We start from the raw sequence: 18,101 nt of genomic DNA, 5'->3' as shown, positions 1-18,101 counted from the left end.
CGTTCCTGTAGTCGGTGCTGCAAATCTAAAGGCACAGCGGGCATAGGTGCCCGAAAGGCCGCATATTCTAAGGAATATCCGGACTTTTGCAAATGTCTTTTTCCGGCGGCCTATCGGTCGCCATGCAGATTTGCTATAGAGCCGTCGTTGAAAACGGCCAGTCAGCTCCCGCCAAGTGCGGGTTTGCTGGAGATCCCACTTCCATGTGGGAGATGCAAGAGCAAGCCCTTGCGTGAATACTTTACATTTTCGGCATGCCGCCGCCGGGCAACATACCGCCCATGCCGCGCATCATTTTGGCCATTCCGCCTTTCGCGGAGAATTTCTTCATCATCTTCTGCATCTGCTTGTGCTGCTTGATCAAGCGACCGATGTCCTGCACCTGAGTGCCGGAACCCATGGCGATCCGGCGCTTGCGCGAACCACTGATCAGCTCAGGGTCGCGGCGCTCGGCCGGGGTCATGGAGTTGATGATGGCTTCCATCTGCTTGAACTGCTTCTCTGCCGCGCCCTGGGCGTTGCCCATTTGCGCCAGATTCACACCGCCGATGTTCGGCAGTTTGTCCATGAGGCCGCCGAGGCCGCCCATGTTCTTCATCTGTTGCAGCTGATCGCGGAAGTCTTCGAGGTCGAAGCCCTTGCCCTTCTTCAGCTTCTTGGCCAGTTTATCGGCCTTGTCTTTGTCGAGGGTCTGTTCGGCCTGCTCGATCAGGCTGAGCACGTCACCCATGCCGAGGATGCGCGAAGCAATACGCTCAGGGTGGAACGGCTCGAGCGCTTCGCTCTTCTCGCCCATACCGATGAACTTGATCGGCTTGCCGGTGATGGCACGTACCGACAGCGCGGCACCGCCACGGGCATCGCCGTCGACCTTGGTCAGGATCACACCGGTCAGCGGCAGCGCATCGCCAAAGGCCTTGGCCGTGTTGGCGGCGTCCTGGCCGGTCATGGCATCGACCACGAACAGGGTTTCGACCGGGTTTATCGCGGCGTGCAGCGCCTTGATCTCGCCCATCATCTCTTCGTCGATGTGCAGACGACCGGCGGTATCGACGATAACCACGTCGATGAATTTCAGTTTTGCTTCTTTAATAGCGGCTTGCGCGATGTCGACCGGCTTCTGGCTCAGGTCGGACGGGAAGAAGGTAACGCCAACTTCACCCGCGAGCATTTCCAGCTGCTTGATCGCTGCCGGACGGTAAACGTCCGCGGACACGACCATGACCGACTTCTTCTTGCGCTCTTTAAGGAAGCGCGCGAGTTTGCCGGCGGTGGTGGTTTTACCCGCACCCTGCAAACCGGCCATCAACACGACAGCAGGAGGAACGGCGCTCAGGTTCAAGTCTTCGTTGGCCGCGCCCATCAGGCTTTCGAGTTCGGCCTGGACGATTTTCACGAAGGCCTGGCCCGGCGTCAGGCTGCGCGACACCTCGGTGCCAACAGCGCGTTCCTTGACCGAGTTGACGAAGTCTTTGACCACCGGCAAGGCGACATCGGCTTCGAGCAACGCCATGCGCACTTCGCGCAGGGTGTCTTTGATGTTGTCTTCGGTCAGCTTGGCTTTGCCGGTGACATGGCGCAGCGTCTGCGAGAGACGGTCGGTTAAGTTTTCAAACATTGCGCGATCCTTTCAGGCCCTGTGTAGACCGGGATAATGGCGGCCCAGACCGGAATAAACATGTGCTCGGCGAGCCTGCGGCGTGGGCAGGTCGCGGATTATAGCGAAGACTGCGTCTGGCGGACACCTCGCCGTCAGGTTGCATGGTCTTTCGTGCTGTGGGGGTTCTATGCCAAACTCAGCGCCTTTCGGGCTTGCCTAACAGGATTTATGCTCCCCTTGTCACCCAGTTTGCTTACCACCCTCGCCGCCGCCTGCTTATATGCCGCTGCGACCCTCTATCAGGGCACCCGTCTGGCCACCGGCGCCAAGGCGAACAAGCGCCTGCTGGTCACGCTCGGTGTGCTGGCCGTGCTGGCCCACAGCGTCAGCCTGATCACCTATCTGCTGACACCGATCGGCCTGGCCCTGGACTTCTTCAGCGCCGCCAGCCTGATTGCCGCAGCGGTCATCGCCCTGACCCTGCTGGCCTGCTCGCGGATTCCGGTGGAAAACCTGCTGCTATTGCTGTTCCCGTTGGGCGCCGCCACCGTGCTGCTGGCACAGTTCGCCCCCGCCGGTACGGTGCAGATCATTGACGAAGAACCAGGCATCCTCGCCCACATCCTCTTGTCGATCCTCGCTTACGGCATGTTCACCATCGCGGTGTTCCAGGCATTGCTGCTGCTGGTTCAGGACCATCAGCTCAAACACAAGCATCCGTCCGGGCTGATCAAGAATTTCCCGCCGCTGCAAACCATGGAAAGCCTGCTGTTTGGTTTCCTCTGGGCCGGCTGGAGCCTGCTGTCGTTGTCGCTGATCTCCGGCTGGTTGTTCGTCGAGAACCTGTTCGCCCAGCACCTGGTGCATAAAACCCTGCTGGCGTGCCTGGCCTGGATCGTGTTCAGCGTGCTGCTTTGGGGGCGTAACCGCCTCGGCTGGCGCGGACACAAAGCCATCCGCTGGACCCTTGCCGGTTTTTGCCTGCTGATGCTGGCGTATTTCGGCAGCAAGCTGGTCCGCGAATACATTCTGCATATCTGACGGGCGGCATTAATGGACGACTTGCCCATAGGGCCGATGCTCGCGGTGCTGGCCCTGCTGATTTTATGGTCGGGGCTGTTTACCGCCATCGAAATTGCACAACAGCAGTTGCTGGCCCAGCGAACGGCCTCGCGCTCGAGCGACAAACCGGTGGCCAAGCTGAGTTTCCCACTCAACAGCCTGATCCTCTGCAACACCCTGTGCCGCGCGCTGGTGGTGGTCATCAGCACCTTGCTGGCGATTTTCACCTGGGCGCAAAACGGTGTATGGATTGCCTGCCTCGGCACCAGCGCGGTGCTGCTGGTGTTCGCCGACTACCTGCCGCGCACCCTTGCCGTGCGCTATCCGGATGCCGTCCTGACACTGGGCAACACACTGCTCGGCATACCCTTGAAGATCGTCTACCCGGCGGCCTGGTTACTCAATGCCATCAGCCAACTGCTGATGCGACCATTCGCCCGCAAAATCAACGTGGTGCAGCAAAGCGAAGACGAGATACCGTCAGATCGGCGCGACGATCACGAACACGCAGCCAGTCGCCCGCATTCGCTGTCAGGTATCCACGCGCTGGATAACATCACGGTCAACGATATTCTGGTACCGCGCAGCGACGTCGACGGAATCAATCTGGACGATTCCCTCGAAGAAATCATCGAACAACTGCGCCATAACAGACGCACCCGCCTGCCGGTATTCCACAGCGATATCAACCAGGTCGAAGCGGTGCTTAACACTCGACAGATCCGTCATTTGCTGGCGGATTCGAGCCTGACCCGGGAAGCGCTGCTGACAGCCAGTCACGAACCTTACTTCGTACCGGAAAGCACCCCGCTGCAGCTGCAATTGCTGAACTTCCACAAGCAGCAGCGGCGCTTGGGCATGGTGGTCGACGAGTACGGTGAAGTGCTGGGCATCGTGACCCTGGAAGACATTCTCGAAGAAATCGTCGGTGAATTCGAAAGCCAGCACAGCCTGGATAACCCGCACATCCATCCGCAGACCGATGGGCGTTTGGTCATCGAGGGTGCGGCGTCGATTCGCGAATTGAACAAAAGCCTTGGCTGGCACTTGCCCAGCGATGGCCCGAAAACCCTCAACGGGTTGGTGACCGAGGCGCTGGAAACGATTCCGGACAGTGCGGTTTGCCTGAAGATCGGGCGTTATCGGCTGGAGATTCTGGAGACGGAAGACAATCGCGTCACGCGCGTGCTGATCTGGCATACCAGTTCGACGCCTGCGATTGCCTCCAGCCGTTAGATAGTTAAAAGATCGCAGCCTCGCTTCGCTCGACAGCTCCTACAGTTTGGAATGCGCTCCTCTGCAGGAGCTGTCGAGCGAAGCGAGGCTGCGATCTTTTTCAATATCTATGCCCTTGTTCGATCGTTAGCCGCCTTCCTATAATCAAGCCGCTTACCCAAGCCCCCGCCGAACCACGTGCTTACCCCGCGCGCAGCAGGTTCCGGCCAGATCATCGACAATATCCGCACCACTGCGACGACTGTTCCTACCTTGAACAGCGACCGTATCTCAGCCCACATCCCTGGGTATTCGACCATAATAATTCGCTCCACTGGGGCACATGACTGTCAGGGATTACCGCATGACGACCAGCACAACGTTCAGCGACACCGCGCCTGTCCAACCAACCAACTCCGCCACCCGAGTAGCCACCGCGAGTTTCATCGGCACGGCCATCGAGTTCTACGACTTCTACGTCTATGCCACGGCGGCAGCTCTGGTGATCGGGCCGGTGTTTTTTCCGCAGACCTCCGGCACCGCCCAGATGCTGTCGGCGTTCCTCACCTTCGGCATCGCCTTCCTTGCACGGCCACTGGGTTCGGCGCTGTTCGGCCACTTCGGTGACCGCATCGGGCGTAAATCGACACTGGTCGCTTCCCTGCTGCTGATGGGCGTGTGTACCACGCTGATTGGCGTGCTGCCGGGTTACGACAGCATTGGCGCCTGGGCGCCGATCCTGCTTTGCGTGCTGCGCTTCGGCCAAGGTCTGGGATTGGGCGGTGAATGGGGCGGCGCCGCGTTGCTGGCCACGGAGAACGCACCCAAAGGCAAGCGCGCCTGGTACGGCATGTTTCCGCAACTCGGTCCATCGATCGGCTTTCTCGCGGCCAACGGTCTGTTCCTGACCCTGGCCATGAGCCTGAACGACGAGCAGTTCCGTTCGTGGGGCTGGCGGATTCCGTTCCTGCTCAGTGCCGCGTTGGTGATGGTCGGCCTGTATGTGCGCCTCAAGCTCCACGAAACCCCGGTGTTCGCCAATGCCATGGCTCGCCAGGAACGGGTGAAAATCCCGTTGGTCGAGCTGTTCAGCCAATACTGGACGCCGATGCTGCTGGGTGCCGGGGCGATGGTGGTGTGCTACGCGCTGTTCTACATCTCGACGGTGTTTTCGCTGAGCTATGGCGTGTCGACGCTCGGCTACACCCGAGAAACCTTCCTCGCTCTGCTGTGTTTCGCTGTGCTGTTCATGGCGGCCGCGACACCGCTGTCGGCCTGGGCGAGTGATCGTTTCGGGCGCAAACCGGTGCTGATCATCGGTGGTGTGCTGGCGGTTCTGTCCGGATTTTTGATGGAACCGCTGCTCACCCAAGGCTCGACCTGGGGCGTGGCGCTGTTCCTGTGCATCGAACTGTTTCTGATGGGCGTGACGTTTGCACCGATGGGCGCGCTGCTGCCAGAGCTGTTTCCGACCCACGTGCGCTATACCGGCGCATCGGCGGCCTACAACCTGGGCGGGATTGTCGGAGCCTCGGCGGCGCCGTTCTTTGCACAGAAACTGGTGGCGATGGGAGGTTTGAGTTATGTCGGCGGGTATGTGTCGGGGGCGGCGCTGCTGAGCCTGATCGCGGTGCTATGCCTGAAGGAAACGCGGCATAACGATTTGAATCGGGTGGCCTGATAAAACGCCATCGCGGGCAAGCCCGCTCCCACAGGATTTCAGGTGTACACAAATTTTGTGATCAACCGAAAACCCTGTGGGAGCGGGCTTGCCCGCGATAGCCGCGACTCGGTTACAGCTCTACAACAACAGCCTGGGAAGCACGGGTCGCTTTAGCCCGGGCAGCCTCGATCGACTCATCACGCGCCAACGCCACACCCATCCGACGCTGACCATTCACCTCAGGCTTGCCGAACAGACGCAACGCAGTATCCGGCTCGCTCAGCGCAGCGCCCAAATTGGCGAATGCGGTTTGAGTCGACTGCCCTTCCACCAGAATCACCGCCGAAGCCGAAGGCCCGAACTGACGGATCAATGGAATCGGCAGGCCCAGGATCGCCCGTGCGTGCAGCGCGAACTGCGACAAGTCCTGGGAAATCAGGGTCACCAGACCGGTGTCATGCGGGCGCGGCGAAACTTCGCTGAACCAGACCTGATCACCCTTGATGAACAACTCGACGCCAAACAGACCACGGCCACCCAAGGCTTCGGTCACGGCTTTGGCAACGCGCTCGGATTCAGCCAGAGCAATCGGGCTCATGGCTTGTGGCTGCCAGGATTCCTGATAGTCGCCCTTCTCCTGGCGGTGGCCAACCGGCGCACAGAACGTAGTGCCGCCAACGTGACGCACGGTCAGCAGGGTTATTTCATAGTCGAAGTCGATGAAGCCTTCGATGATCACGCGACCTTTACCGGCGCGGCCACCTTCTTGAGCGTAATCCCAGGCCTTCTGCACGTCATCGACGCTGCGCAGTAGGCTCTGGCCTTTGCCCGAGGAACTCATGACCGGTTTGACCACGCATGGGAAACCCAGGTCTTCGACAGCCTTGCTGTAGTCCTCGAAGGTGTCGGCGAAGTAGTACGGCGACGTCGGCAGGCCCAGCTCTTCGGCGGCCAGGCGACGGATACCTTCGCGGTTCATGGTCAGCTGTGCGGCGCGAGCGGTCGGGATCACGGTGAAGCCTTCGGACTCCAGTTCTACCAGGGTCGCGGTGGCGATGGCTTCGATTTCCGGCACGATGAAGTCCGGCTTCTCAGCTTCGATCACAGCACGCAGGGCGGCGCCGTCGAGCATGTTGATCACATGGCTGCGATGGGCGACTTGCATGGCCGGCGCATTGGCGTAGCGATCGACGGCAATCACTTCAACGCCCAGGCGTTGCAGCTCGATCACCACTTCCTTGCCCAACTCACCACAGCCACACATTAATACGCGGGTCGCGGTTGGCGACAATGGAGTTCCGATACGGGTCATCTCAGGTCCTCAAGAAGCGGATCATCGAGGGAAGCGCGCTTCCCATGGGGAGAAAGCGCGGCATTTTACATGAACCTGAGGGTTTGGCTTCAGCTGACGACGGCCTGATTACGCAAGCGCCAGGCCATGATCAGCCACACGACCGTCACACCTGCGAACTTCGAACCCATGGCGGTGAGGATCACGGCCGGAGTGAACGCATCAATCATGCCGAAGAAGATGAAGGTGTCCAGCGGGATGCTCAGCGCCGAACTTATCCACAGGCGATCATGCAATGGACGCTTGGTGATGCTGAACACCAGCCAGTCGATACACTCGGACACAGCGAATGCGATGGCGCTGGCCAGCGCGATGGACGGGTCGGAGGTGGCGTACGACAGCACCAACGCCACCAGCATCGCCGCGATCGCGCCGTGACCGAAGCGGGTTTGCACCATGTCGCGCAGCACGAACACCAGACCACCCCAGGCCGACCAGATGATGTCCAGGTGCGGGGCGCTGGAAAAGGCGTAATTGATCAGCACGACGCTGCTGATGTAGGCGATCAGGAAGAGCATGGGGCGGGGAATACCTGTCAATTTTGTGCACAGGGTACCGTAGGAGCTGACGAGTGCAACGAGGCTGCGATCTTTTGACGTTGTTTTTTAAAGGCAAGATCAAAAGATCGCAGCCTCGTTGCACTCGTCAGCTCCTACAGGTCTGGTGTTTTACCCAACATCCAGATCAACCCGCTCGACTTCGCCCGCTCATGACACAACCCCAACACCTTGCGCCGCTCTGCGTTGTCCATCCGGCTCCAGCGGGTGATTTCTTCCACCGTGCGCTGACACCCGGTGCAAATGTCATCCTCATCCAGCGCACAAATGCTCACGCACGGCGACGGAACCGGTCGTTCAGTGGTGCTCATTCTTCCTGCTCGACCAGATCGCGCGCGTAACGCTGCGAGTTGTGCACGTAGTGGGCGGCGCTGGCTTCGAGCATCTTCTTTTGCGGCTCGGTCAACTCGCGTACGACTTTGCCCGGTGAGCCCATGACCAGCGATCCGTCCGGAATTTCCTTGCCCTCACCGATCAGCGAGTTGGCGCCGATGATGCAGTTCTTGCCGATTTTCGCACCGTTGAGAATCACCGCGTTGATGCCGATCAGGCTGTAATCGCCCACCGTGCAGCCGTGGAGCATGGCGTTGTGGCCGATGGTCACGCCGGTGCCAATGGTCAGCGGGTAGCCCATGTCAGTGTGCATGACGGTGCCGTCCTGCACGTTGCTGTTCTTGCCAATCAGGATCAATTCGTTGTCGCCACGCAACACGGCGTTGAACCAGACGTTGGCGCCCTCTTCCAGTTTGACCTTGCCCACCAGCACGGCATTGGGGGCGACCCAACTCTGCGGATGGGTATCGACGCGGGCGTCGCCCAGGCGGTATTTCATCTTATTTTCCTCAAGGCTCAGACTGCCGCGGGTTCACGGGTTCACGCCATACGCGCGATGGCTTCAGGTTTTGATAAAACTCTTGGGTGGTTGATGCAGGCTGATTTTCGCGTCATAGAGCAGGTTGATCAACTCGACAATCATGATCGCCGTCAGGCCCCAGATCTTGTACTCGCCGTAACGGTAGCTCGGCACGTACCAACTGTGGCCCTGATAGTCGATGCGGTGGGTGTGCTCGCGCGGGTCTTTGCGGAAGAACTCCAGCGGCACGCTGAACACCGCGGCGATCTCGGCATCGTTGGCCTGGTATTCGACGAAATCCGGAATCACGCCGACATAGGGCGTGACCTTGATGCCATGCAGGGAGATCAGTGGGCTCAGCGGGCCGATCACTTCGACCAGCCCCGGTGGCAGGCCGATTTCTTCTTCGGCTTCGCGCAGGGCAGTAAAAATCAGGTCTGGGTCTTCGGGGTCGCGTCGACCGCCAGGGAAGGCAACTTCGCCGCCATGGGTCGAGAGCCCGCTGGCGCGAAGGGTTAGCACCAATTCCGGTTCGTCACTGCGCGTGATAGGCACCAATACCGCGGCTTCGGGGAAACGTCGGTCGGTTTCCAGCGTACGCGGCGTGTGATTGCTTACCCGGTGCAGTAGCTCGTCCAGCATGAGTCTTCTCGATCTGTGCCTTACCCTGCATCATGCACCAATCACACCGGCCGCCCAAGCCCCGAACAGCCTCATGTCGCGAAACGACAACTTGCCGACCGACACCGCTGCACGCCAAGATAGGCGCAGCATTCAGGAACCCAAGCATGAAATTTTGCAGCCAATGCGGCAACCCGGTAACCCAGCGCATTCCCGAAGGCGATTCGCGCCTGCGTTTTGTCTGCGATAGCTGTCATACCATCCATTACCAGAACCCCAATATCGTCGCCGGTTGCGTGCCGACCTGGGGTTCGAAGGTGTTGCTGTGCCGTCGCGCCATCGAACCACGGCTCGGTTACTGGACCCTGCCTGCCGGTTTCATGGAAAACGGTGAGACCATCGAACAGGCCGCCATTCGCGAGACCGCCGAAGAAGCCTGTGCCCGGGTGCGCAACCTGAGCATCTATACGCTGATCGACGTGCCACACATCAGCCAGGTGCATGTGTTCTTTCGCGCCGAGCTGGTGGATCTGGATTTTTCCGCGGGACCCGAGAGCCTGGAAGTGCAACTGTTCGAAGAAGCCGACATCCCTTGGGGCGAACTGGCTTTCCGCACGGTGGGGCGTACCTTAGAATGCTTCTTCGCTGACCGGCGGACCGAGGTCTACCCCGTGCGGTCCGAATCGATCCCACCGCTCGTCCAGCCCGCCATCATTTAACGCGCCTACACGTAAAAGCATCTATAAAATCAATAATCGCGACACCTCTTAGGGATATCGTTTCAATGCGCTGGTTGCTTGCCGTTTTTTGCTTGTCGTTCGTCGCTGTCAGCCAGGCTTCCTCCACGGAAACGCTGGACGGCAAAGTCATCGAAAAAGTTCTGGTTCTGAAATCTGCCCACCAATTGCAATTGATCAATGACGGCAAGCCGATCAAGACCTATCGCATTTCCCTGGGCAAACGCCCCAAGGGGCCGAAGCTGATGGAGGGCGACAAACGTACCCCCGAAGGCTTTTATTGGGTGGACTGGCGCAAGATCAGCGACCGCTTCAACCTGGCGATGCACATCTCCTACCCTAATATCAGCGACGCCGCCCGCGCCCGGCGCGAAGGCGTCGAGCCTGGCGGCATGATCATGATCCACGGCACCCCAGACACCGAAGACAACCCGGAAGACCTGTTCCATACGCTGGACTGGACCGACGGCTGCATCGCCATGCGCAATATGGACATGCGCGAGGTTTGGGGCTTGGTGCCGGATGGCACGATGATTGAGATTCGGCCGTAACGGGTGAAACTTCAAGGCTGATGATGATCGTTCCCACGCTCCGCGTGGGAATGCCACTACGGACGCTCCGCGTTCGGCTTTAAGTGGGACGCGGAGCGTCCCGGGCTGCATTCCCACGCGGAGCGTGGGAACGATCGAGTGACTACCTTCGGTCGGCCTCGAAAAAATAAATTCAAAAGATCGCAGCCTGCGGCAGCTCCTACAGGGTAGATACCAATCCCATCTGTAGGAGCTGCCGCAGGCTGCGATCTTTGCTTTTAAAATCCCCGCCCCTAATACCACTTAGAACAAAGCCCCCTAAAGACCATCATGCAGGGCAAGCTTTGCTGCGCCCACAGCAAAGTACTGGCATTGACATGGTATTTAAGTGGTATTAGTTTTCGCCCCACAACCGGGCGACAACAGTCCTACATCCGCATCGGACCAAACCTAAATGAATGACCTCCAGGCCCTACGCCCTGACGACACCCAGCCCACGCCGTTGTACCTGCAACTGGCGCGCAATCTGGAAGCGGCGATCCATGCCGGCCAGTGGAAAGCCGAACAGGCGATGCCATCGGAACGCAATCTCAGCGAACTGCTGGGTATCTCTCGCGTCACCGCACGCAAAGCGCTGGAAGTGCTGTTCGAGCAAGGCCTGATCCGGCGCAATCAAGGCTCTGGCACGTTCATCACGCCACGCCTGGAACAACCGCTGTCACGCCTCTCGGGCTTTAGCGAAATGCTCCGGCTCAAGGGTTTCGTCCCCGGCTCGCAATGGCTGGAACGGGAAATCACCCCGCCGACCCACGAAGAATTGATCCGCCTCGGCCTGTCGCCCAACGACAAGGTTGCGCGGCTCAAACGCTTGCGCAAAGCCGACGACACGGTGATGGCGATCGAGATGAGCACCCTGCCCGCCTCGATCATTCCCAAGCCGCAAGCGGTGGGCGATTCACTCTACGAATACCTCGACGGCATCGGCAAACCGGTAGTCCGCGCCCTGCAACACATTCAGGCGATCAACGCCTCGGACGAATTCGCCGCCCTGGTAGGCATCGCTCCTGGCACCGCCATGCTGCTGATGACCCGGGTCGGCTATATGGAAGACAACACGCCAATCGAAGTCACCGACACCTATTGCCGCAACGACTACTACGACTTTGTCGCAGAGCTTCGTAGATAAAGAGCTCCGCAGATAAAGAGCTTCGTTGTCAAAACGAGCAAACGAGAACCGATCATGTCCGAAGACAACATCCTCACCGCCCACGGCTGGGTTCGCGGCCGGCTGATCCACGAACACGGCAAGGTCGTGTCCATCGAAGGCCAGCCGTGCGATCCGGCGGACAACGACCTGCCTTACCTGCTGCCGGGTTTCATCGACCTGCATGTTCACGGCGGCGGTGGCAAAGACATCATGGAAGGCGCGCCCGCCTTCGAAACCATAACCAAAACCCACGTGCGGTTTGGCACCACGTCGCTGCTGGCGACCACCATGACAGCGCCGAACGAAGAGATTTCGCGAGTGCTCAAGGACGTCGGAGAGTTTTGCGAGCAGCGGCCAAAAGGCAGCGCCCGAGTCCTCGGCGTTCATCTGGAAGGCCCGTACATCAACCCGGGCAAACTCGGCGCCCAGCCGAATTTCGCTCACACCGCATTGATGGCCGAAGTCGAAGAATACCTGGCGCTGGCGCCGATCCGGGTGATCACCATCGCCCCGGAAATCGCCGGCCACGACGGTTTGATCCGCGCCCTCAGCGCTCGCGGCGTGCGCATGCAAATCGGCCATACGCTGGGCAGTTACGAGGAAGGCGTCGCCGCGCTTGCGGCCGGGGCCAGCAGTTTCACCCACCTCTACAACGCCATGAGCCCGCTGCATCACCGCGAGCCGGGCATCGTCGGCGCGGCGCTGGCCCACGCCAAGTACGCCGAGCTGATTCCAGACTTGCTGCACGTGCACCCCGGCGCGATCCGCGTGGCCCTGCGCTCGATCCCGTGCCTGTACTGCGTCACCGATTCCACCGCCGCCGCCGGCATGCCGGACGGCGAATACAAACTCGGCAGCCACACCGTGACCAAATGCCTGGGCGGCGTGCGCCTGCCCGACGGCACGCTGGCCGGCAGCACCCTGACCATGGATCAGGCTTTGCGCAATCTGGTGAAGATCGGTTTGCCGATTGCCGAAGCCTCGCAACGACTTTCGCAATTCCCCGCCGACTACCTCGGCCTTCAAGAACGCGGACGCCTGCAACCCGGCGCCTGGGCCGACTGCGTGCGGCTGGATCGCTCACTCACACTGACCGCCGTCATGGTCGAAGGAGAAGACATTGACTTCAAAAATGCTTGAAGAGGCGCTGTCCTCGTTCGAGGCGGTGCAAGCTCAATTGCAGCAGCTCGACCCGCAGATGATCGAAATCGCCGGGCGCCTGCGTCGTCAGCCGCCGCAAGTAGCGATGACTGTCGCTCGCGGCAGCTCCGACCATGCCGCAAGCTACTTTGCCTACCTGACCATGCAGCAACTGGGCATTCCGGTGGCGTCGTTGCCGATGTCGGTGGTGACCATGCAGCAAGCGCCGCTGAAGGTCAGCGGCCAGGTCGCGTTCGCCTTCTCGCAGTCGGGGCAAAGCCCGGATCTGGTGAACAGCCTGCGTCTGCTACGCAAGCGCGGCGCCCTGAGCATTTCGATGGTCAACGCCGAGAACTCGCCTTTGGAAGCCGCCTGCGAATTCAGCCTGCCGCTGTGCGCCGGCACCGAAAGCAGCGTCGCCGCGACCAAGAGTTTTATCGCCACCCTCACCGCCAGCGCCCGCCTGATTGCCCACTGGAAAGAAGACGTGGAGTTGTTGGAAGCAGGCCTTGCCCTGCCGGAAGGTCTGCGCGAAGCGGCAAAACAAGACTGGAGCCTGGCCATCGATGCGTTGCGTGATTGTCAGCGCTTGATGGTGATCGGCCGTGGCGCCGGTTTCGCCATCGCCCAGGAAGCGGCCCTCAAATTCAAGGAAACCTCGGCGATCCAGGCCGAAGCCTTCAGCAGCGCTGAAGTGCGGCATGGCCCGATGGCGTTGATCGACGAGAACTATCCCCTGCTGATCTTCGCACCACGCGGCGCCGAGCAGGCCGGGTTGCTGAGCCTTGCGGCGGACATGCGCCAACGCGGCGCCCGCGTGCTACTGGCCGCGCCGGATGACGTCGCCGAACGCGACCTGACCCTGAGCCGCGCCGAACACCCGGCCCTGGACCCGATTCTGGCGATCCAGAGTTTCTACGTCATGGCCGCAGGCTTGGCCGTCGCCCGAGGCATGGACCCGGACCAGCCGCGTCATTTGAGCAAAGTGACGCGCACGCACTAATTCGAATGGCGGGTGAGTAACCCTGTAGGAGCTGTCGAGTGAAACGAGGCTGCGATCTTTTGATCTTGCTCTTTAAAAACAACGTCAAAAGATCGCAGCCTCGTTTCACTCGTCAGCTCCTACAGAGGACACGTTAATCCGTACAGGGCGAGTTGATCCGAACCGTAGTTTTTACTGATGAGACCGAGCCATGCACAACAACAATAAAGAGCTGACCCTCAGCGCCCCGCTCAGCGGCCCGGTGCTCACACTCGCGAAAGTCCCGGACCCGGTGTTCGCCAGTGGCGCGATGGGCGACGGGATCGCCATCGATCCGCTGAACGACACCCTGTATTCGCCCTGTGAAGCAGTCGTGACCCACGTCGCCCGCACCGGTCACGCCATCACCTTGCGCGCCGATAACGGTGCCGAGTTGCTGCTGCACCTGGGCCTCGATACGGTCGAGTTACAGGGCGTCGGTTTCTCGATGCTGGTCAAGGAAGGTGCGCGCGTCAGCAATGGCCAGCCGCTGTTGCGTTATGACCTGGACCAGGTCGCGCAGCAGTGCAAAAGCCTGGTCAGCCTGATGATCCTGACCAATAGCCAGGACTTTCAGGCGCGGCCGATTACGCTGAAATCGGTGAAGGTCGGCGATCCGCTACTGCACATCGTGCCGAAAGTGGCCAACGGTGTGCAGATCGACATTGAGGTCGTCGGCATCGAGGTTCAGGGGCATATTCATGTCGCCCATCGCGGTGGCCTGCACGCCCGGCCTGCCGCGCTGATCCGCCAGACCGCCCAACAGTTCAAGAGCAAATCCCGACTGCACTTCGCCGGCAAATCGGCGGCCTGCGACAGTTTGATCGGCCTGATGGCGCTGGCCGTCGGTGAGCAGGATGAAATCAAAGTCAGTTGCCAGGGACCGGACGCCGAGGCCGCGCTGCAAGCCCTGTTGGCGGCGTTATCCACAGCCCTGGCCGAAGACAGCCATGCCGCTGCGCCAGCACCGATGGTCCAACGCAATCGCCCTGCCGAAGCGGGCGTGCTGCATGGCGTGTGCGCAGCGCCCGGTTTGGTGGCAGGGCCGTTGTTTCGTCTGAACTCGATCAGTCTGCCGATGGATGCCGGCAATCATGATCGCGAGCAACAACGGCAAAGTCTGGACACTGCACTGACTGGGGTCCGCAGCGACATCGACGCCACTCTGGCCCAAGCGAAGAAGCACAAGAATACTGACGAAGAAGCCATCTTCGCCGCGCACCTGGCGCTGCTCGAAGACCCGGCGCTGCTTGACGCGGCTTATCAATCCATCGACCACGGCACCGCTGCGACTCACGCCTGGAGCCAATCCATCGACGTGCAGTGCGAGGTCCTTCAACAACTCGGCAGCCCGTTGCTGGCCGAACGCGCCAACGACCTGCGCGATCTCAAACAACGCGTGTTGCGCGCCCTGCTCGGTGAAACCTGGCAGTACGACGTACCGGCCGGCGCCATCGTCGCGGCCCATGAGCTGACGCCATCCGACTTGCTGCAACTGAGCCAGCAAGGTGTGGCCGGATTGTGCATGGCCGAAGGCGGCGCGACTTCCCATGTGGCGATTCTCGCTCGCGGGAAAGGCTTGCCGTGCATGGTTGCGCTGGGTTCGACGCTGCTGGATCAGGAGCAAGGCCAAGCGGTGGTGCTGGATGCCGACGGCGGACGTCTCGAATTGACGCCCAACGCCGCGCGCCTGGCCGAGGTGCATCAGGCGCAACTCGATCATCAACAACGTCGCGCCCTTCAACAGGCTCAGGCTCACACCCCGGCACTGACGCTTGATGGTTTGCACATCGAAGTCGCCGCCAATGTCGCTTCCAGCGCTGAAGCGGCTGATGCACTGGCCAATGGGGCCGATGGCGTCGGCCTGCTGCGCACCGAATTTCTGTTTGTGGACCGCAATACCGCGCCGGACGAACAGGAACAACGCATCGCGTATCAGGCCGTGCTCGATGCCATGGGCGACAAGTCGGTGATCATCCGCACCATCGACGTCGGCGGCGACAAGCAACTCGACTATTTACCGCTTCCGGTCGAAGCGAATCCGGTGCTCGGTTTACGCGGCATTCGCTTGGCTCAGGTCCGTCCGGAACTGCTGGATCAGCAACTGCGTGCACTGCTGCAGATCAGCCCGTTGTCCCGCTGCCGGATCCTGCTGCCGATGGTCACCGAAGTCGATGAACTGCTGCACATCCGCCAGCGCCTCGATGCGCTGTGCGGGGAACTCGGCCTGACCCAACGCCCGGAACTGGGCGTGATGATCGAAGTCCCGGCCGCCGCATTGCTGGCCGAGCAACTGGCCGAACACGCGGACTTCCTGTCCATCGGCACCAACGACTTGTCCCAATACACCCTGGCCATGGACCGCGACCACGCCGGCCTCGCCTCGCGGGTCGATGCGCTGCACCCGGCATTGCTGCGACTGATCGCCCAAACCTGCGCCGGTGCGGCGGTGCATAACCGTTGGGTCGGCGTCTGCGGCGCCCTCGCTTCCGATCCGTTGGCCACGCCAGTGTTGATTGGCCTGGGGGTCAGCGAGTTGTCGGTGAGCCCGGTGCAGATCGGCGAAATCAAGGACCGCGTCCGCCACCTCGACGCCAGCGAATGCCGACGCATCAGCCAGGACCTGCTCAAGCTGAGCAGCGCCAGCGCGGTGCGTCACGCCTGTCACCAGCAATGGCCTCTGAGCTGAGCGACGACAGTACAAAAACAACAAGAACCCAGGGAGATTCGCCATGTACCAATACTTCATCGAAGGCTTGCAGCGCCTCGGTCGCGCTCTGATGCTGCCGATCGCGATCCTGCCGATTGCAGGGTTACTGCTGCGCCTGGGCGACACCGACTTACTGAACATCGCGATCATCCACGACGCCGGTCAGGTGATCTTCGCCAACCTGGCATTGATCTTCGCCATCGGCATCGCGGTCGGTTTCGCCAAGGACAACAACGGCACCGCAGGCCTGGCCGGAGTGATTGGCTATCTGGTGATGATCTCCACCCTCAAGGTGCTCGATGCGAGCATCAACATGGGCATGCTCGCCGGGATCGTCAGCGGCCTGATGGCCGGCGCGCTGTACAACCGCTTCAAAGACATCAAGTTGCCGGAGTACCTGGCGTTCTTCGGCGGTCGGCGTTTTGTACCGATCGTCACCGGGTTCGCCGCCGTCGGCCTCGGCGTCGTGTTCGGGTTCATCTGGCCGCCGATCCAGCACGGCATCAATGGCTTCGGCGCATTAATGATGGAGAGCGGCAGCTTCGGTGCTTTCGTCTTCGGCGTGTTCAACCGCCTGCTGATCGTTACCGGCCTGCACCACATCCTCAACAACATGGCGTGGTTCGTATTCGGCAACTTCACCGACCCGACCACGGGCGCCCTGGTGACCGGCGACCTGTCGCGCTACTTTGCCGGCGACCCGAAAGGTGGCCAGTTCATGACCGGCATGTTCCCGATGATGATCTTCGGCCTACCCGCCGCCTGCCTGGCGATGTACCGCAACGCCTTGCCGGAACGGCGCAAAGTCATGGGCGGGATTTTCTTGTCCATGGCCCTGACCTCGTTTCTGACGGGTGTGACCGAACCAATCGAATTCGCCTTCATGTTCCTCGCGCCGATGCTGTTTTTGCTTCACGCGCTGCTGACCGGGTTGTCGATGGCCGTCACCAATTTGCTGAACATTCACCTGGGCTTTACCTTCTCAGGCGGCTTCATCGACATGGTTCTGGGCTGGGGTGAATCCACCAATGGCTGGCGAGTGGTTCCGGTGGGGCTGGCGTATGCGCTGATCTACTACGTGGTGTTTGATTTCTGTATTCGTCGATTCAATTTGAAGACGCCTGGGCGTGAAGATGTGCCGACCGGTGACAAGGTGATAGTCGCCGAGAATGAGCGCGCCGGGGCTTACATCAAGGCGCTGGGTGGTGCGCAGAATTTGATCACGGTAGGTGCATGTACGACACGGTTGCGGCTGGACATGGTTGATCGCAACAAGGCATCCGATGCGGACTTGAAAGCACTGGGGGCGATGGCTGTTGTTCGTCCGGGTAAAGGTGGAAGTTTGCAGGTCGTAGTTGGGCCGATGGCAGACAGCATTGCCGATGAGATCCGGTTGGCGATGCCGGCCTTGGGGCGAGCGGTTATCGCCTCCCCCGCTGCCGTTGTCGACGTTCCTGAAACTGCCACTGTGGCGAACACAGAAGCCCAGCAATGGCTGAAGGCACTGGGCGGCGGCGACAATGTGCTGCAAATGGATTGCGTGGCCATGACCCGGATTCGGTTGCAGCTGGCGGATGGCAAGGCGTTGTCGGAGGGTCAGTTGAAGGCGCTTGGTTGCATGGGTGTCAGTCAGTTGGAGGGCGGGGTTTGGCATTTGCTGATTGGCGACAAAGCGCCGAGTTTGAGTTGTGCGCTGGAAGCATTGGTTAATCGCAGCGAGGTGAGTGCCAGGGTTTAGGTCGTTGTCGATCTGAAGTCAGTCTTCGCGGGCAAGCCTCGCTCCTACGGGTTATGTGTCGGTCGCATGTTAAATATCGACACCACTCCCCTGTAG

General features: G+C 60.5%; 16 protein-coding genes. 10 read left to right on the top strand and 6 right to left on the bottom strand.

What is annotated here, in order from left to right:
* Window positions 1–241: 241 nt before the first annotated feature.
* Window positions 242–1,618 (bottom strand): signal recognition particle protein, encoded by a 1,377-nt coding sequence (ffh, locus tag F6R97_RS20260; RefSeq protein ID WP_008014733.1) that lies wholly within the window; start codon window positions 1,616–1,618, stop codon window positions 242–244.
* Between the two features lie 210 nt (window positions 1,619–1,828).
* Here ffh and F6R97_RS20255 point away from each other — a divergent pair, with 210 nt between their 5' ends.
* From F6R97_RS20255 to F6R97_RS20245, 3 genes are all read left to right on the top strand, one after another.
* The gene (locus F6R97_RS20255) at window positions 1,829–2,641 is read left to right on the top strand and encodes an inner membrane protein YpjD (protein WP_030129838.1); all 813 of its coding nucleotides are present in this window, start codon (window positions 1,829–1,831) and stop codon (window positions 2,639–2,641) included.
* Between the two features lie 12 nt (window positions 2,642–2,653).
* Window positions 2,654–3,898: an HlyC/CorC family transporter gene (locus F6R97_RS20250; RefSeq protein ID WP_315866987.1), complete on the top strand. Its 1,245-nt coding sequence runs from the start codon at window positions 2,654–2,656 to the stop codon at window positions 3,896–3,898.
* A gap of 343 nt (window positions 3,899–4,241) precedes the next feature.
* Window positions 4,242–5,558 (top strand): MFS transporter, encoded by a 1,317-nt coding sequence (locus F6R97_RS20245; protein WP_038981709.1) that lies wholly within the window; start codon window positions 4,242–4,244, stop codon window positions 5,556–5,558.
* Between the two features lie 112 nt (window positions 5,559–5,670).
* Here F6R97_RS20245 and purT read toward each other — a convergent pair whose 3' ends face one another.
* The 5 genes from purT to F6R97_RS20220 all read right to left on the bottom strand — a co-directional run bounded on the left by purT (window position 5,671) and on the right by F6R97_RS20220 (window position 8,943).
* On the bottom strand, window positions 5,671–6,852 hold the full coding sequence (purT, locus tag F6R97_RS20240) for a formate-dependent phosphoribosylglycinamide formyltransferase (RefSeq protein WP_038981707.1): 1,182 nt from the start codon (window positions 6,850–6,852) through the stop codon (window positions 5,671–5,673).
* 89 nt (window positions 6,853–6,941) lie between these two features.
* Window positions 6,942–7,409, bottom strand: coding sequence for a VUT family protein (locus F6R97_RS20235; protein ID WP_038981705.1), 468 nt, complete (start codon window positions 7,407–7,409; stop codon window positions 6,942–6,944).
* A gap of 134 nt (window positions 7,410–7,543) precedes the next feature.
* Complete coding sequence (locus F6R97_RS20230; RefSeq protein ID WP_050681784.1) at window positions 7,544–7,759, bottom strand: DUF1289 domain-containing protein; 216 nt, start codon at window positions 7,757–7,759, stop codon at window positions 7,544–7,546.
* Window positions 7,756–8,280 (bottom strand): gamma carbonic anhydrase family protein, encoded by a 525-nt coding sequence (locus F6R97_RS20225; RefSeq protein WP_003221962.1) that lies wholly within the window; start codon window positions 8,278–8,280, stop codon window positions 7,756–7,758. Before F6R97_RS20225 ends, F6R97_RS20230 begins: the two co-directional genes overlap by 4 nt.
* A 63-nt stretch (window positions 8,281–8,343) precedes the next feature.
* Window positions 8,344–8,943, bottom strand: coding sequence for a CoA pyrophosphatase (locus F6R97_RS20220; RefSeq protein ID WP_038981702.1), 600 nt, complete (start codon window positions 8,941–8,943; stop codon window positions 8,344–8,346).
* A 146-nt stretch (window positions 8,944–9,089) separates the two neighbouring features.
* Here F6R97_RS20220 and F6R97_RS20215 point away from each other — a divergent pair, with 146 nt between their 5' ends.
* From F6R97_RS20215 to nagE, 7 genes are all read left to right on the top strand, one after another.
* Entirely contained in the window at window positions 9,090–9,641 is a 552-nt protein-coding gene (locus tag F6R97_RS20215; RefSeq protein WP_038981700.1) for an NUDIX hydrolase, read from the top strand.
* A 65-nt stretch (window positions 9,642–9,706) separates the two neighbouring features.
* Window positions 9,707–10,210, top strand: coding sequence for a murein L,D-transpeptidase family protein (locus tag F6R97_RS20210; RefSeq protein ID WP_038981698.1), 504 nt, complete (start codon window positions 9,707–9,709; stop codon window positions 10,208–10,210).
* A gap of 433 nt (window positions 10,211–10,643) precedes the next feature.
* Entirely contained in the window at window positions 10,644–11,375 is a 732-nt protein-coding gene (locus F6R97_RS20205; protein WP_038981696.1) for a GntR family transcriptional regulator, read from the top strand.
* Window positions 11,376–11,429: 54 nt separating this feature from the next.
* A complete protein-coding gene (gene nagA, locus F6R97_RS20200) occupies window positions 11,430–12,536 on the top strand; it encodes an N-acetylglucosamine-6-phosphate deacetylase (RefSeq protein ID WP_315866986.1) in 1,107 nt (368 codons plus the stop codon).
* Window positions 12,517–13,539, top strand: coding sequence for an SIS domain-containing protein (locus F6R97_RS20195; protein WP_315866985.1), 1,023 nt, complete (start codon window positions 12,517–12,519; stop codon window positions 13,537–13,539). Before nagA ends, F6R97_RS20195 begins: the two co-directional genes overlap by 20 nt.
* Window positions 13,540–13,729: 190 nt before the next feature.
* Window positions 13,730–16,246 (top strand): phosphoenolpyruvate--protein phosphotransferase, encoded by a 2,517-nt coding sequence (ptsP, locus tag F6R97_RS20190; RefSeq protein WP_038981691.1) that lies wholly within the window; start codon window positions 13,730–13,732, stop codon window positions 16,244–16,246.
* 43 nt (window positions 16,247–16,289) lie between these two features.
* Window positions 16,290–18,005 carry an N-acetylglucosamine-specific PTS transporter subunit IIBC gene (gene nagE, locus F6R97_RS20185; RefSeq protein ID WP_315866984.1) on the top strand — a complete coding sequence of 572 codons (1,716 nt, stop codon included), beginning with the start codon at window positions 16,290–16,292 and terminating at the stop codon, window positions 18,003–18,005.
* Window positions 18,006–18,101 lie beyond the last annotated feature (96 nt).

It is taken from the genome of Pseudomonas sp. JV414 (genome assembly GCF_032424305.1).
Lineage (GTDB): Bacteria > Pseudomonadota > Gammaproteobacteria > Pseudomonadales > Pseudomonadaceae > Aquipseudomonas > Aquipseudomonas lini.
This window is presented reverse-complemented; position numbering and strand designations above follow the sequence as displayed.

Excerpts from the sequence above, each read along its gene's own strand:
- F6R97_RS20205 (WP_038981696.1), top strand. The coding sequence starts at position 10,644 with ATGAATGACCTCCAGGCCCTACGCCCTGACGACACCCAGCCCACGCCG.
- F6R97_RS20250 (WP_315866987.1), top strand. The coding sequence starts at position 2,654 with ATGGACGACTTGCCCATAGGGCCGATGCTCGCGGTGCTGGCCCTGCTG.
- F6R97_RS20225 (WP_003221962.1), bottom strand. The coding sequence starts at position 8,280 with ATGAAATACCGCCTGGGCGACGCCCGCGTCGATACCCATCCGCAGAGT.
- ffh (WP_008014733.1), bottom strand. The coding sequence starts at position 1,618 with ATGTTTGAAAACTTAACCGACCGTCTCTCGCAGACGCTGCGCCATGTC.
- F6R97_RS20245 (WP_038981709.1), top strand. The coding sequence starts at position 4,242 with ATGACGACCAGCACAACGTTCAGCGACACCGCGCCTGTCCAACCAACC.
- nagA (WP_315866986.1), top strand. The coding sequence starts at position 11,430 with ATGTCCGAAGACAACATCCTCACCGCCCACGGCTGGGTTCGCGGCCGG.
- F6R97_RS20220 (WP_038981702.1), bottom strand. The coding sequence starts at position 8,943 with ATGCTGGACGAGCTACTGCACCGGGTAAGCAATCACACGCCGCGTACG.
- F6R97_RS20210 (WP_038981698.1), top strand. The coding sequence starts at position 9,707 with ATGCGCTGGTTGCTTGCCGTTTTTTGCTTGTCGTTCGTCGCTGTCAGC.
- nagE (WP_315866984.1), top strand. The coding sequence starts at position 16,290 with ATGTACCAATACTTCATCGAAGGCTTGCAGCGCCTCGGTCGCGCTCTG.
- F6R97_RS20230 (WP_050681784.1), bottom strand. The coding sequence starts at position 7,759 with ATGAGCACCACTGAACGACCGGTTCCGTCGCCGTGCGTGAGCATTTGT.
- purT (WP_038981707.1), bottom strand. The coding sequence starts at position 6,852 with ATGACCCGTATCGGAACTCCATTGTCGCCAACCGCGACCCGCGTATTA.
- F6R97_RS20235 (WP_038981705.1), bottom strand. The coding sequence starts at position 7,409 with ATGCTCTTCCTGATCGCCTACATCAGCAGCGTCGTGCTGATCAATTAC.
- F6R97_RS20255 (WP_030129838.1), top strand. The coding sequence starts at position 1,829 with ATGCTCCCCTTGTCACCCAGTTTGCTTACCACCCTCGCCGCCGCCTGC.
- F6R97_RS20215 (WP_038981700.1), top strand. The coding sequence starts at position 9,090 with ATGAAATTTTGCAGCCAATGCGGCAACCCGGTAACCCAGCGCATTCCC.
- ptsP (WP_038981691.1), top strand. The coding sequence starts at position 13,730 with ATGCACAACAACAATAAAGAGCTGACCCTCAGCGCCCCGCTCAGCGGC.